Genomic DNA, 13,709 nt, shown 5'->3' with positions numbered 1-13,709 from the left:
CTGCCGATTTTGTCCACAATTGTGGATAACTTTAATAGGGTGCCCTGTGGTTAAGTGGACAAACCCCGGGTTCGGGGTTCCCTTGGACGGATCAAGGCGAGCCGTGGCGGCAAGAAAGCCGTGACCACAGGCGGTAGCGGACGGCCCCTCTACATTGAGACCCGATGTCAACAGAGTTGTTCACAGTTCTGAGACCTTGATGGTGAAACTATCCCGCCCTGCATCGCTTGTCCTGGGCCCCGGGATGGAACATGAGCGACCGGGGAGCGGAGCGTTTTCCCCAACTGTGGATAACTTGTGGGTACTGCAGTGTTGTTAAGTGGATAACTCTCCGGTGTTCGACCAGAGGTTTCAAATCCCTGACGGACCTTAGTCCTTCGAGTTCTCGCGGGATGTGATCCCAAAGCCCGGGGACTTCAGCTCGTTGAAGATCCAGACGCAGGCGCGCACGGTGCATTGGGGTGTGATCGGCAGGGCCGATACTGTCAGCCCCGAGCTGTCCACCGCCAGCGCTCCGCCAGAGCCATCGGAGACCCGCACGCCCTGCTCGCCGTCGGTCACCGCGGCGAGCATCTGTGAGGGTTTGCCCGATGCGGGACCGGCATAGAGCGGGTTCAACCCGTCGGCGCCGCCCGCCCAACCGGCACCAGGGTGATCCTCAGGGGGCTGGGCGTCACGATTCGCGTCGGAGTGTGCACCTCCACGCCTTTCATCCGCTGGACGGGATAGGCGGCGCTCTTGACGGCGGGGTCCTGCGTCGCGGCCGTCGTCGACGCGGACGCGCTGCGCGAGTACGCCTCGAGTGCTTTATAGTCCGCGGGCGCCACCGACACCGGAGCGAGTACACCTACGACGACGCCGGCCGACTGACGGGCGTGGTGCCGTTCCCGGCCTCTGAGTATTGGAATTTCGACGTAATACGCCATCACGCGGTGGTCCGTGGCCGGCGGCCCGGCGTGATTGCTGATGATGCCGCGGGGTGGCGGTGGCTGTTCGGGTCCGGCCGGGCCCACCGCGCCTCAAGTGCTTTGCATGGAATGCTTTGCATCGAATGCTGTGCATCGGGCGTCGCAGGAAGGATTGGTCGGGAAATTTATCCACAGGCTATCCACAGTGTTAGTAACTCACACGGTTGTAGTTCACCCTGGCCTTCTGTGTGGGATGGGCGCGTGGACGGCAACAGCGCGCCGTGCCGGCGGTCATCCGGGCCGACGGCCCCGCCGGTTTATCAACAAGTGTGGACAACTTGTGCAAAGTTGTACACACCGGCGCGGACGGTGGTCAGCGCGTCCAGACCCGGGAGCTGCCGCGCCGATGGCTGTCGAGCAGATGGGTATCAACGATCCCGATGGCTTCCATCAGGGCGTACATGGTGGTGGGGCCGACGAAGGCGAACCCCCGCTTGCGGAGTGCTTTGGACAGTGCAATGGATTCCGCCGAGGTTGTGGGGATCTGGTCATGGGATGTCGGCTCGGGAGTGGAATCCGGTTGGAACGCCCACACGAAGTCGACCAGACCGCCGTCGTTCCTCAGTGCGATTGTTGCCTGGGCGTTGGTGATGGCCGCCCGGATCTTCAGCCGGTTCCGGACAATCCCGGCGTCCAGCAGCAAGCGTTCGACGTCGGACTCGGTGAAGGCCGCTACCGTCTCGGGATGAAAGTGGTGGAACGCGGTCCGGAACGCCGGCCGCTTTCGAAGAATGGTGGCCCAGGACAGCCCCGCCTGGAAAGCCTCGAGGCTGATGCGTTCATACAGGCCCTGTTCATCGCGGACCGGCAGGCCCCACTCAGTGTCGTAATATTCGCGCAGCATCGGGTCGGCCGACGCCCACACCGGACGGGCCAGGCCGTCCTCGCCGATCACGGTGCCGTTGACGCCCGGAGCCATACTCTTCCTCACCAGCAGTTGGTAGTGGCCGAATCAGTACAGTTCCCACAGCCGGACTATGCCGCGGACGGGAGTCAGTCCTCCGTGCGGCTGTTGGCTCAGGAGCGCCAGCGGGTGGTCATCAGGAAGCCGACGATTGCGATGCCGAACCCGGCCACAATGTTCCCTGCACCCCAGGCCTGCACCGGAAAGACACCCTCGCTGATGTAGAAGGTGATGATCCAGAACAGTCCAATGATCATGAGGCCGAACATTACCGGCTTGAACCAGACCGCGTTTGGCTTGTTGGCCTGCGCGGCCGAAGTCTGCGGCGTCTCGCGGGCAGTCCTCTTACGCGGCTTTGACTCGGGCACGGGTCCTCCTAGGCGGCTGGAACAGGAGCGGCACCGCGGCTTGATATCCTGCAAGAAGGTAAAACGCCGGCGGCCAACACGCTCTTGATCAAGGGTGAATGCTTACTCGCAGCCAATTCTAGCTGTAGTTCGGGCCACGCCCATGCCCGCCGCGACCGTCCAGAGGGAGAAGCCGGATGCTGCAGTTGCAGGAGAGATCCGCCGTCGGGAAACTTCGCCGTGGCCGGCCACCGGCAGACGCACGGCGCCGTCCTGTTCAATTTCGACGCCCTGACGCCTTGCTGCCCGGCGATAGTGTTCGCGTCGTCACCTCGCTGGTGCTGGCCACCGGGATGCTGGTATTGATGGTTCAGTACTTTATCCCTTGGCTGGCACAGTTCACCCGGTTCACATATTCAACGATTGGTTCGGCAAGGCACCCATGAGCGCTACCAAAATTCTGGTCGTCGACAACTACGACAGCTTCGTCTACACCCTGGTGGGATACCTCCAGGAGCTCGGCGCGGAGACCACCGTCGTCCGGAACGACGACGTTACCCTCGCCGAGGCGACCGAACTGGCGGAAGCGCGCGACGGCGTTCTCATCTCGCCGGGCCCGGGAACTCCCGCCGGGGCCGGGATCTGCATCGATCTGATCAAGTGGTGCGGCAGCCACGACACGCCGATGCTCGGCGTATGCCTGGGGCACCAGGCTCTGGCCGAAGCCTACGGCGGAACAGTCACCCATGCCCCGGAGCTTATGCACGGCAAGACCTCGCTCGTGGAACATCGCGGGACCGGCCTTTTCGCCGGCCTCCCTTCCCCCTTCACCGCTACCCGCTATCACTCCCTGTCGGCCGTCCGGGAGAGCATCCCGGAGATCCTGGAGGTCACTGCCGAGACGGCGACCGGCGTCGTGATGGGGCTGCAGCACCGCACCGCACCACTGTGCGGAGTGCAATTCCATCCGGAGTCCGTGCTGACCGAGGGCGGCTACCAGATGCTCGGCAACTGGCTCGAATCTTTGGGAATGGCCGGCGCCGCCCGGCGGGCATCGGAACTTAGCCCGCTGATCAAGCACTGAGGCCAGCGACAAGCCCCTACTTGCTGGGGGTCGGCGAAGGGGTCGGTGTTCGGCTCGGTGTTGGTGTCGGCGGGGGTACCGGGGCCTTGGCCACCGTGACGGTGATGGTCTTTCCCTGCTCGACCTGGGCGCCCGCAGCGTCGCTCTGGCCCGTGACCTTCCCCGGTTCCACCTGCGAATTCTCGACTTCCGTGACCTTGAGGACCAGCCCGAGCTCCTTCAGGGCTGCTTCCGCCTCAGCCTGTGGCCTGCCGATGAGCTGCGGAACGGCTACTTTTCCGGTGGAGACGATGAGCTCCACCGTGCTGCCGACGGCCACATTCTGGCCCGGCGCGGGGTTCGTGGAGATCACCAGCCCGGCCGGCACCGTGGGGCTGTTGGACATGGTGGTCCCCGGCGCACCGGTGAGGCCCTTCTGGCGGAGGACATCGCGCGCAGCTGCCTCCGTCCGGCCGGGCAGGTCCGCGGGGATGGTGACGACGCTTGGACCGTCGGAGATGTTGAGCGTGATGGCCGAATTTGGGTCCAGGGAACTGCCCGCGGACGGCGCCGTGCCGATCGCGCTGCCCTTGCCGATGGTTTCGTCCTGCATCCGGTTGAGCTGGGGTTTGAGCCCAACGTTGTAGAGCTTCTGCAGTGCCTCGGACTCCGTAAGTGACGTCACCGTTGGAACCAGAACTTTGGCTACCGGCGGCGGGGCCTGGTTCATCATGTTGTAGAGCCACAGACCGCCGCCGGTCAAGACCAGGACCGTGAGGATGGCGAGGGTAGTAATCCAGGTCCGACGGCGAGACAACTGACGCGGGGTACGCTCGCGTCCGGCCGGGAGGACCAAGGGCAGGCTGCCCGAGTCCGAGACGCCATAGCTTTGGACCGGAGGGGCATTGTGGTCACCCAGGGCTTCCGGGGAAGGCCGGAGCCTGCCGCCCGGTGACTCGTCAAGGAACTTCGCCCCGGTCATGGTGAAAGCGGCTGTCGGTGTGCCGTCCGACGCCGGAACGTGGTCGTTCGGGTCGGTCGGCGCCTCACTGGCGGCGAGAGGCGCAACGCCGACGCCGCTGCGCGCGGCCCGGAGCGCCCGACGGAAGGCTGCGGCATCCTGAAAACGGTCCGCCCGGTTCTTCTGCAACGCCTTCATCAGGACACTGTCCAGGGCTTCTGAGATGTCCGGGTTCAGGCTGCTGGCAAGCTCCGGGATCTCCCGGACATGCTGGTAGGCCACAGACACCGGGCTGTCCCCGACAAACGGAGGGCGGCCGGTCAGCATCTCGTACAGCAGGCAGCCGGCCGAATAGAGATCGCTGCGGGCATCCACGGTCTCGCCGCGGGCCTGCTCAGGTGACAGGTACTGGGCGGTGCCCACCACCGCCTGGGTCTGCGTCATGGTGGCACCTGAGTCCGCCATAGCCCGGGCGATGCCGAAGTCCATGACTTTGATGCTGTTGGCGTCCGGGCAGAACATCACGTTGGCCGGTTTGATGTCGCGGTGGACGATTCCGGCCTTGTGGCTGTAGTCGAGCGCGGAAAGGACACCCAGGGTGAAGTCGATCGCCTGATCGATCGCGATTTCCTTGGCCCGGATGAGCTCGCGGATGGTCTTCCCGGGCACGAACTCCATCACAATGTAGGGCACCCGGACAGTGTCCTCGTGGTCGCCGGGTACGGCATGGTCTCCGGTGTCGAAGATGGCGACAATGGAGGGGTGGTTGAGCGCGGCGACGGCCTGCGCCTCGCGTTTGAACCTCGCCTGGAACTGCGGGTCCCTGGCCAGGTCCGGGCGCAGCAGCTTCACCGCGACGGTGCGCCCCAGACGTGTGTCCGTACCGCGGAACACGTCCGCCATGCCGCCGCGGCCGATCAGTTCGCCCAGCTCGTAGCGCCCACTGAGGACGCGCTGGGTGTTCACGGGGCGGCGGTCCTCCCGGTGTGACGGTGTGCGGGGTGAATTAGTCATCATGACCTACGGGGTGGCCTTGCAGGTGGGCGGGGTCCCGGGTTTCTCGGTTGCCTTGCAGTCCGGCAGGGGGCCGGCGGCCGGAGCCGGGGCCTTGGCCAGGTGATACGTCACCAAGGATCCGGCCGGGGCTTTGGCCCCGGAAGCAGGCTCTGAGCTGACAAAGGTGCCGGCGGGCTCCTTATTGGACGTGGGATCGACGGGATCCCCCTTTGCCCAGCGGAAGCCGGCGTTCTGGATGGCCTGCTGCACTGCAGTTTCGCTGGCACCGGACTGGATAGGCGGGACCGGGACGGACTCCGGTCCCTTGGAGTACGTCACCGTGATGGTCTGCCCGGGCTGCACCTGTCCCGAAGGGTCAATATTTGTGACAGTTCCAGGAGTCGCGTTGTCGAAGACCTCCGCGCCGGTGACTTGCAGCTTCATTCCGATCAGCTTTCCGCGGACTTCGGTGAAGGGCAGGCCCAGATAGGCCTCCGGAACCAAGACGATCGCCGGCGGGGTGGACTGGGTGGGCGTCGCGGAGCTGCTGGTGGGGCTGGGGCTCTTGGACGTGGGTGGGGCGCTGGTGCTGCTCGACGTAGTGATTGACGAGGCGCTTGACGAGGCACTCGTCGATACGGCGCTGCTGCTGGCCGGCGACTGCGGCGGGAAGAGGATTCCGGCCTGGGTCAGGACCACGCCCACGAGGGAAAAGAGCACCAGCAGGATCAGGGCGATCAGCGGCCACGTCCAGGGACTCCGGCCGCGGCGCTGCGGCTCATCCACCGGCTCGTCGTAGTCGTCGTCCTCTTGCTCCCAGTTGCGTTCCGCCGCGAGGGCGTCGGCACGGGAGAGGGTGTTGCTCGCACCGGTGGCGCCGGCGCCGGCAGCCAGACCTGCGGCAGCACCTGCGCCGGCGGCGCCGACCACAGGAAGTGCGGAGGTGGCCGACGTCGAACGGTCTGCCGCGCCGATCACCCCCGTAGCCGCGGTGGGGATGTCCACCGGCGCCGTGACGGCGCCGGGTGCCGCCTCGTAGAGCAGCATGCCGGGGACGGCGGCGTGGGCCGCAGGGATGTCGCCGTTGCGGATGGCTTCGGCTGCCTCGGAGAGCTTAAGGGCGTCGGCCGGGCGGTTCTTCGGATCCTTCGCCAGCATCGACATCAGCAGGGCACGGACGGGCCTGGGCAGGGTTTCCGGAAGCGGCGGCGGGGCGTCGTTGACCTGTGCCAGCGCGATGGCGATCTGGGATTCGCCGGAGAATGGCCGGTGGCCGGTGAGGCACTCGTAGCCGATCACGCCAAGCGCGTAGATGTCCGAGGCGCCGGTGGCGAGCTGACCGGTGGCCTGCTCCGGGGCCAGATACTGGGCCGTGCCCATGACTTGTCCGGTCTGGGTCAGCGGAACCTGGTCCGCCAGGCGGGCGATGCCGAAGTCGGTGACCTTGACGCGGCCGTCCGGGGTGATGAGCAGGTTGCCCGGTTTGACGTCACGGTGCACCAGACCCTGCTTGTGGGCGACCGAGAGGGCCCGTGCAGTCTGCGCGATCATCGACAGGGTCCGGTCCGGGGAGAGCACCTGTTCGTGTTCGATGATGCTGCTCAGCGGCTGGCCCGGAACCAGTTCCATCACGAGGTAGGCGGAGCCTTCTTCCTCGCCGTAGTCAAAGACGTTGGCGATTCCCACGTGGTTCAGGAGCGCGGTGTGGCGCGCCTCGGCCCGGAAGCGCTGGAGGAAGCCGGGGTCGCCGGTGTACTCCTCCTTGAGCACCTTGATGGCCACGATGCGACCCAGTATCAGGTCCTTGGCCTTCCAGACCTCTCCCATGCCGCCGATCGCAATGCGTGTGGTCAGCTGGAATCTGCCGCCGAGGGTGATTCCCGATGTAGGCCTCACTTGTTCAACACCGCCTCAAAAATCTTCTTCGCGTTCGGACTGGTTAGCTGCGCGCCGGTGGTGATGTCTACGCCTTCCATGACGATGGTGACAGCCACTTGCGGGTCATTCGCCGGGGCGAACCCGGTAAACCATGAGTTGTTCAGACCGTTGCCGAGCTCCGCGGTGCCGGTCTTGCCGGCTACCTTGAGCCCGGGTACGGCAGCCCCGCGGGCGATGCCGTCGGTGACCACACTGACCATCCACTCGTTGATCTGCCGCGCAATCTCCGGCGTCGTGGAGGTCCGCAGGGTCCGGGGTTTCGGCTCGCTGATGGTCCGCAGGTCAGGGGAGCGTACGGCCTTGATCAAGTTAGGCTGCAGCTGGACTCCGCCGTTGGCGATCGCGGACGTCATTTGGTTGATCTGGAGCGGGGTGGCCCGGACATCACGCTGGCCGATCGCCGACTGGGCCAGCGAGGCGTCGTCGAGGTCCGTGGGGAAGGCCTTTGTGGCGGCTTCCAGCTTCAGCTGGTCGCCAATCTCCTGGCCGAAACCGAATTTCTCCGACTGATCGGCGATCGCCTTCTCGCCCAGATCCAGGGCGATGCTGGCGAAGGGAGTGTTGCACGACTGCTGCAGCGCAAACGCGAAGGTGGCCGTATCCCGGGTGTAGCAGTTGCCGCCGGCGTAGTTGGGGAGTTTGTACTGGATGCCGGGGAAGGGCATTTCCGCCGGGTTGGGCAACACACTGTCCTTGTTGTATTTGCCCGAGCTGAGCGCCGCCGCCGTGTCCACGAGCTTGAAGACCGAGCCGGGGGCCAGCAGGGCGCCGGTGGGACCACTGACGTTCTGGTTCAAGTTGATCCCGGGGACCTTGTTGAGTTCATTGATGTTGGCGGCCTCGGCATCCGTATCCTGGGTGGCAATCAGGTTGGGATCGTAGGACGGCTTGGACACCATCGCGAGGATGGCGCCGGTCTTCGGGTTCGTCACCACGATTGAACCTCGCTGTCCGTCGGGGATGAGGTCGTAGGCGAGCTTCTGGATCTTGGGGTCGAGAGTCAGTTCCACCGAGGCGCCCTTGGGCTGGTTACCCAGGAAGAGCTGGCCGATCCGGTCCAGGAAGAGCTGGTCCGAGCTCCCCTCGAGCTCCCGGTTCATTGCCTTCTCCAGCCCCGTCAGGCCGAAGCTCCTGGAGAAGTAGCCGGTGATCCCGGCGTACAACTGCGGCTGGGTGTAGGTGCGCTGGAACTGGCAGCTCTCGGAGGCAGGAACGGACTCGGCCACTGGGGTGCCGCCGACGATGATCGCGCCCCTGTCGTTGCAGTAGTTCTGCAGGAGGGTGCGCTTGTTCCAGGCATTAGCCTTGAGGTCGTCGGCACCGATCACCTGGACGAAGCTGAGCGCCCCGAAGATCAGCGCAAACATGGTGATCGCGGCTATCCATGAACTGCGAATGGCCTGGTTCACAGCTGCTTCACCGCCTCGGTGGGGGCTTCCGGACTGTTCCGGCCGGCCTGGCTGTTCCGGCCGGTGCCGGCGGAAGCGGGCCTCGAAGGCGCCGCAGGGGTGTCCTTGCCGGCATCCGGCACCTGACCGGGCGGCAGCGGTGTGGTGTCCACGGGGCCCCGTGCCGTGTGCGAGATCATCAGGAGTAGACCCACGATGATCCAGTTGGCCAACAGCGAGGACCCGCCGGCCGCGAGGAACGGCGTCGTGAGTCCGGTAAGCGGGATGAGCCGGGTGACGCCGCCGATGACCACGAAGCACTGCAGTGCGATGGCGAAGGAGAGCCCGGTCGCGAGCAGTTTCCCGAAGGCGTCGCGGGTTCCCAGGGCGGCGCGGAAGCCGCGCGTGAAGAGCAGCAGGTACATCAGGACGATGGCGAAGAGCCCGATCAGTCCAAGCTCCTCGCCGAAGGAAGCGATGATCATGTCGCTGTTGGCGAAGGGCACCAGATTGGGACGGCCCTGACCGAAGCCCGTGCCGACCAGTCCGCCGTTGGCCATCCCGAAGAGGCCCTCGACAATCTGCAGGCTGCCGCCGAACTCGCGTCCGTAGACTTCGTCGGTGAAGGCGTTCATCCAGCCGTCGATCCGCAGCGCCACGTGGGAGAACGCCCGCGAGGCCACAAAGCCGCCGGCGGCGATCAGAACGACGCCGATGATCACCCAGCTGATGCGGCTGGTGGCGACGTAGATCATCACGAGGAAGAGTCCGAAGAACAGGATCGAGGAGCCCAGGTCGCGCTGGAAGATCAGCACGCCGATGCTCACAAGCCAGGCCGCGAGCATAGGGCCCATGTCCTTGAACCGGGGGAACTGGACCGGCCCGATTTTCCTGCCGGCCAGCAGGATGAGGTCACGGTTCGAGGAAAGATACCCGGCAAAGAATATAGCGAGGGTGATCTTGGCGATTTCGCCCGGCTGGAAGGTCATGGAGCCGAACCTGATCCATACCCTCGCACCCAGGATTTCACCGGCGGTGATGCCGGGGACCAGCGGCAGAATCAGGAGTACCGCGCTGGCAGCCAGTGAAATGTAGGTGAAACGGCGGAGGACCCTGTGGTCCTTGAGGAACCAGATCACGGCGATGGAGACGGCCATTGCCACCAGCGTCCAGCGCAGCTGGTTGTTGCCGGTGTCTTCGCCCACCCTGTCAAGCCGGTGGATCATGGCGAGGCCGAGGCCGTTGAGTGCCACCACAAGCGGAAGTATTACCGGGTCGGCATATTTAGCCCGGAGGCGCAGCACAACGTGGAAGGCCAGGGCTGCGGCGGCCAGCAGGCTCGACTGGAACCAGAAATCCGTATCGAAGGCTTTCTGCTTGTCCACGCCAACGAGTGCCTGCGCACCGATGCCGACGACGAGTGCGAGCACCAGCAGGACGAGTTCAACGTTCCGACGCGGCTTGGGGGCGGTCTCGATCGTGGTCACTTGTCCCCCTCGCAACCGGGAGCGGCTGTCGTTGGAGCGGCCGTCGGAGCGGGCGTTGGAGCGGCCGACGGTGCGGCCGTCCCGGTGGCCCCGGGACTGGGATTAGCCCCGGTGGCGGTGGCTGCAGGGGAGGGAGTGAGGCATTCATCCGCGGGTGCCGTGGTGCCGGTCCGCTCAAGGTTCTTCACGATCCGCTGCGCGTCGTAGAGGTCCCGCGCGGGGACCGTCTGGCGCACGCGCTGCTGGGAGAATTCGGGGAGGTCTGACATCCGGATTTTGGTCACCGCTTCAAGGGTGGAGAGCTGGATGGGTCCCAGTCGCTGGGAAACCCCGTTGAAGATCGCCACGTGCTGGTCTTGTTCGCCGATGTAGTACCGCGTTTGGGTCCAGGCATAGCCGAGCCACAGGCCAACGGCCAGCAGCGCCACGATGGCCGCCGCAACGGAGACCGTGAGCCAGCGGCGCCGGGCCGGCTTGTACTCCCCGGCTTCCTCCGTGACCTGCTCCGCTTTGTGGGTAAGCACCGTGGCCGCCCGTCGGGCGACGGTGCGTCCGGCAATGGACGGGATGGATCCCGATTCCGCTGCGGCGGCGGCGGCGCCCACGAGTTCGTGCGGGCGGCCGGAGAGCTCCTCCCGGAGGACTTCTGCCGAGAGATGCTCGCCGAGGTGCGGGTCGGTGGTCGTCTCGGGCTCGTTCGTGTCCGTTCCCTTGTCTGCCGCCCGCCCGGCCGGCGTCCCGTCATCGGTCGTCGGGGAATCGGCGGGCTCCGCGGGGGCGCCAAAGGTGCTGCCGGTGTCCGCTGCGCCGGCATCTGTGGACGCTGCGGCGGTCCTGTCTGCCGCGATAACGGCCGTGACGCTCGCCGCTGCAGATGGGGCCGCGACGATTTCGACGGCGGCGGTCCGCACGTCGTCGGGCGTCTGTTCGGCGATGTCCACCAACACAACGGTGACATTGTCCGGGGCGCCGGCTTCGAGGGTGAGTTCGACCAGGCGTTCGGCGCAGTCGCGCAGGCTCTTGGTCTCGCGGACGGTGCGCTCCACGACGTGTCCGGCGACGTAGTTCAGGCCGTCGGAGCAGAGCAGCCAGCGCTCACCTGACTGGACCTCGAGGGTGTCGAGGTCCAGCTCGGGGCTCGCGTCGACGTCGCCCAGAACGCGCATCAGGACGTTCTTGTGCGGGTGCGTTTCCGCCTCTTCGGGGCGCAGCCGGCCCTCGTCGATGAGGCGCTGAACGAACGTGTGGTCCACGCTGACCTGTTCGAAGTCGCCGTTGCGCAGCCGGTAGGCGCGGGAATCTCCGATGTGGGCGAAATGGAGCTTGCCGTCGGCCAGGAGCAGCGCTGTGACCGTGGTGCCCATGCCCGCAAGCTTGGGGTTGATGTGGACCAGTTCGGAAAGCAGCGAGTTGGCGGTCTGGATCTCGTCGGCGAGGACGGTTTCGGCGTCGCCGTCGTAGTTGTCATGGTCCAGATGGATCATGTCCAGCACGGTCGCGGCCGAGGCCACATCGCCCCCGGCGTGGCCGCCCATGCCGTCGGCTACGACAGCGAGGTGCTGGCCCGCGTAGGCCGAGTCGTCATTCTTGGCGCGAACACGGCCGACGTCCGAGCGCGCGGCGTAACGCATGATGAGCGGCCGCGTCGGGGCGGCTCCTTGTCCTGCTGCCTGGTCTGCGGGACGGTCCGGTGCAGCCATGGCTACGGCCTCAATTCGATGACCGTCTTGCCGATTCTCACGGGGACACCCAGCTCTACGGGCAGGGCCCGGCTCAGCTGCTGGTCTGCCAGATATGTGCCGTTGGTGGAGCCGAGATCCTCAACGAACCAGCGGCTGCCCTGCGGAAACAGGCGGGCGTGGCGGCCCGAGGCGTAGTCATCCTCGAGGACGAGCGTGGCTTCCTGGGCGCGGCCGAGGAGGATGGGGCTCGCGGCCAGGGCGATGGTGGTGCCTTTGAGCGGGCCTTCGGTCACCACGAGCTGGCGCGCCTGCTGCTTCACCGGCGCCGCGGCCGGCTCGGCCAGCGTCGGGTTCTTGCGGATCTGGCGTGCCGTGGGGGCCCCGGCGGCCGCCTTGCGTCCAATCATCAGGTCCCGGCGCATGGCTGAGACGATGCTGAAAATCAGCACCCAGAGGAGCAGGAGGAACCCGAAGCGCAGAGCGGTGATAGTCAGTTCACTCACTGGCGGCCCCCTGGATTGGCGGGCAAAAGGCGGAAGATGATCTTGGTCCGTCCCATCGTGATCGTGGAGCCGTCCGTGAGTTCTGAACTCCCCACGATCTTGTGGCCGTTGACGTAGCTGCCGTTCGTGGAACCCAGGTCGATGGCCTGCGCGGCGCCCGGGCCGGAGCGGATTTCCAGGTGGCGGCGCGAAACGCCGGTGTCGTCAATAAGAATGTCCGCTTCGGAGGAACGCCCGAGCACAACGGACGGGGCGTTCAGGGAATAGCGCTGGCCGTCGATGTCCAGCACCGGCTGCATGCGGGACGGCTGGCGCGTCGGGGCGGCCGGCATGGTGCCCTGCGCGCCGGGCTGTGCCGGGGCGGAGGCCTTCTCGGTCCGTGACTTGATTTCGAAATCGCCGGCGCGGCGTTCTTCGTCACGGCGGAAGCTGATCCGGACGGGGCCCTGGAGCGTGTAGCCCTGGCTGCGCACGTGGTTGATGACAACGTCGCACAGTTCCTCCGCGAGCGGTGTGCCCCATTCCTGGGCCCGCTGGAAATCATCATCACTGAGAAGAACGTCGAAGACGTTGGGTGCCAGGGTGCGGCCGGCGGCGATGGTGATGGCCTTGTTGTCGACTTCGCGGCGGAGGTGGCTGGCGATCTCGACCGGCTCAACCTGGGCACGAGAACCGGTAGAGAAGACTCCGCGGACGGCCTTTTCGATGCCGCGCTCGACTTTGTCCAGCAATCCCATGGTCCTTCTCCTTTCCTGACGGCTGCGGGGCAGCATTCGTTCCGGAACTCGGTTTACAACATGTGAAGCAGCCCGCCGTAGACGGGCACTCCCACATCAGATACTACTGGGCGAGGCTGGGAATGGCCTTAATGCGCTCCGCCACTCCGTAGGGAAAAGTCGCTGCGGACCGGTCCTGACATGCGGTGACACCGGCCGGGCCGGCATGCCTGCGGGGCCCGGCGAGAGGTCCGGCAGCGGCCTTGAAGGGGCCAGGCCGGGCCGCTTCGAAGGCTTGCGGAGTGGGGATCGATGGCGGGTACGCGCCGCGATTGGTGTTTTCCTGAGGTTGTCCGTTATGCTGAATCTCGCTGCTTTTACGAGGATGGCGGTTCGGGAACCGGACCTGATTCCAGGTGAAAGAAGTTGCGCGCGAGTGGCGGAACGGCAGACGCGCTGGCTTCAGGTGCCAGTGTCCGAAAGGGCGTGGGGGTTCAAATCCCCCCTCGCGCACGCAGAATACACGAAGAACCCCGGTCTCAGGACCGGGGTTCTTTGGTTTAAGCACTGCTGTCAGGGTTTGGGGTCCAATCCGGGGGTCAGTCCGTCCGGGGCTGCCGCAGCTGGCCGCGCCTGCCGAAGCTTTCCCAAAGTTCCGTCGGCTAAGGACACGCCCATAAATAAGTACGACTAATCGGTTTTTGGGTGGGAACATGATGTATGCCCATTTCCGCTGATGCTGTCGAGTCGCTGCGT

Annotated in this window: 12 protein-coding genes and 1 tRNA gene; 2 read left to right on the top strand and 11 right to left on the bottom strand. The window is 65.7% G+C overall.

Going from position 1 to position 13,709, the window contains the following annotated elements; genetic code table 11:
• Positions 1–369: 369 nt before the first annotated feature.
• The 4 genes from RCH07_RS08330 to RCH07_RS08315 form a co-directional block, all read right to left on the bottom strand.
• Positions 370–618 carry a hypothetical protein gene (locus RCH07_RS08330; RefSeq protein ID WP_326967001.1) on the bottom strand — a complete coding sequence of 83 codons (249 nt, stop codon included), beginning with the start codon at positions 616–618 and terminating at the stop codon, positions 370–372.
• Positions 615–929 (bottom strand): hypothetical protein, encoded by a 315-nt coding sequence (locus RCH07_RS08325; RefSeq protein ID WP_326967000.1) that lies wholly within the window; start codon positions 927–929, stop codon positions 615–617. Before RCH07_RS08325 ends, RCH07_RS08330 begins: the two co-directional genes overlap by 4 nt.
• Before the next feature lie 352 nt (positions 930–1,281).
• Entirely contained in the window at positions 1,282–1,887 is a 606-nt protein-coding gene (locus RCH07_RS08320; protein WP_326967056.1) for a DNA-3-methyladenine glycosylase I, read from the bottom strand.
• A 98-nt stretch (positions 1,888–1,985) separates the two neighbouring features.
• On the bottom strand, positions 1,986–2,240 hold the full coding sequence (locus RCH07_RS08315; protein WP_326966999.1) for a cell division protein CrgA: 255 nt from the start codon (positions 2,238–2,240) through the stop codon (positions 1,986–1,988).
• Positions 2,241–2,661: 421 nt separating this feature from the next.
• On the opposite strand from RCH07_RS08315, the gene RCH07_RS08310 reads away from it, so the two are divergent.
• Positions 2,662–3,303 (top strand): aminodeoxychorismate/anthranilate synthase component II, encoded by a 642-nt coding sequence (locus RCH07_RS08310; protein ID WP_326966998.1) that lies wholly within the window; start codon positions 2,662–2,664, stop codon positions 3,301–3,303.
• Positions 3,304–3,319: 16 nt separating this feature from the next.
• On the opposite strand, the gene pknB is transcribed toward RCH07_RS08310, so the two are convergent.
• The 7 genes from pknB to RCH07_RS08275 are packed head-to-tail and all read right to left on the bottom strand — an operon-like array spanning position 3,320 to position 12,974.
• Positions 3,320–5,257 (bottom strand): Stk1 family PASTA domain-containing Ser/Thr kinase, encoded by a 1,938-nt coding sequence (gene pknB / locus RCH07_RS08305; RefSeq protein ID WP_326966997.1) that lies wholly within the window; start codon positions 5,255–5,257, stop codon positions 3,320–3,322.
• 6 nt (positions 5,258–5,263) lie between these two features.
• Entirely contained in the window at positions 5,264–7,135 is a 1,872-nt protein-coding gene (locus RCH07_RS08300; RefSeq protein ID WP_326966996.1) for a protein kinase domain-containing protein, read from the bottom strand.
• The gene (locus RCH07_RS08295; protein WP_326966995.1) at positions 7,132–8,586 is read right to left on the bottom strand and encodes a peptidoglycan D,D-transpeptidase FtsI family protein; all 1,455 of its coding nucleotides are present in this window, start codon (positions 8,584–8,586) and stop codon (positions 7,132–7,134) included. Before RCH07_RS08295 ends, RCH07_RS08300 begins: the two co-directional genes overlap by 4 nt.
• Entirely contained in the window at positions 8,583–10,052 is a 1,470-nt protein-coding gene (locus RCH07_RS08290) for an FtsW/RodA/SpoVE family cell cycle protein (RefSeq protein WP_326966994.1), read from the bottom strand. Before RCH07_RS08290 ends, RCH07_RS08295 begins: the two co-directional genes overlap by 4 nt.
• A complete protein-coding gene (locus RCH07_RS08285; RefSeq protein ID WP_326966993.1) occupies positions 10,049–11,752 on the bottom strand; it encodes a PP2C family protein-serine/threonine phosphatase in 1,704 nt (567 codons plus the stop codon). Before RCH07_RS08285 ends, RCH07_RS08290 begins: the two co-directional genes overlap by 4 nt.
• Before the next feature lie 2 nt (positions 11,753–11,754).
• Positions 11,755–12,237: an FHA domain-containing protein FhaB/FipA gene (locus tag RCH07_RS08280; RefSeq protein ID WP_326966992.1), complete on the bottom strand. Its 483-nt coding sequence runs from the start codon at positions 12,235–12,237 to the stop codon at positions 11,755–11,757.
• The gene (locus RCH07_RS08275; RefSeq protein WP_326966991.1) at positions 12,234–12,974 is read right to left on the bottom strand and encodes a DUF3662 and FHA domain-containing protein; all 741 of its coding nucleotides are present in this window, start codon (positions 12,972–12,974) and stop codon (positions 12,234–12,236) included. The genes RCH07_RS08280 and RCH07_RS08275 overlap by 4 nt, the downstream gene beginning before the upstream one ends.
• A 409-nt stretch (positions 12,975–13,383) precedes the next feature.
• Here RCH07_RS08275 and RCH07_RS08270 point away from each other — a divergent pair.
• Positions 13,384–13,466: transfer RNA gene (locus tag RCH07_RS08270), tRNA-Leu, on the top strand.
• Positions 13,467–13,709: the final 243 nt, after the last annotated feature.

It is taken from the genome of Arthrobacter sp. CG_A4, from assembly GCF_035985125.1.
GTDB lineage: Bacteria > Actinomycetota > Actinomycetes > Actinomycetales > Micrococcaceae > Arthrobacter.
Note: the sequence above shows the minus strand (reverse complement) of the source record. Positions and strands in the feature narration are given on the sequence as shown.

Excerpts from the sequence above, each read along its gene's own strand:
- RCH07_RS08285 (WP_326966993.1), bottom strand. The coding sequence starts at position 11,752 with ATGGCTGCACCGGACCGTCCCGCAGACCAGGCAGCAGGACAAGGAGCC.
- RCH07_RS08310 (WP_326966998.1), top strand. The coding sequence starts at position 2,662 with ATGAGCGCTACCAAAATTCTGGTCGTCGACAACTACGACAGCTTCGTC.
- pknB (WP_326966997.1), bottom strand. The coding sequence starts at position 5,257 with ATGACTAATTCACCCCGCACACCGTCACACCGGGAGGACCGCCGCCCC.
- RCH07_RS08275 (WP_326966991.1), bottom strand. The coding sequence starts at position 12,974 with ATGGGATTGCTGGACAAAGTCGAGCGCGGCATCGAAAAGGCCGTCCGC.
- RCH07_RS08320 (WP_326967056.1), bottom strand. The coding sequence starts at position 1,887 with ATGGCTCCGGGCGTCAACGGCACCGTGATCGGCGAGGACGGCCTGGCC.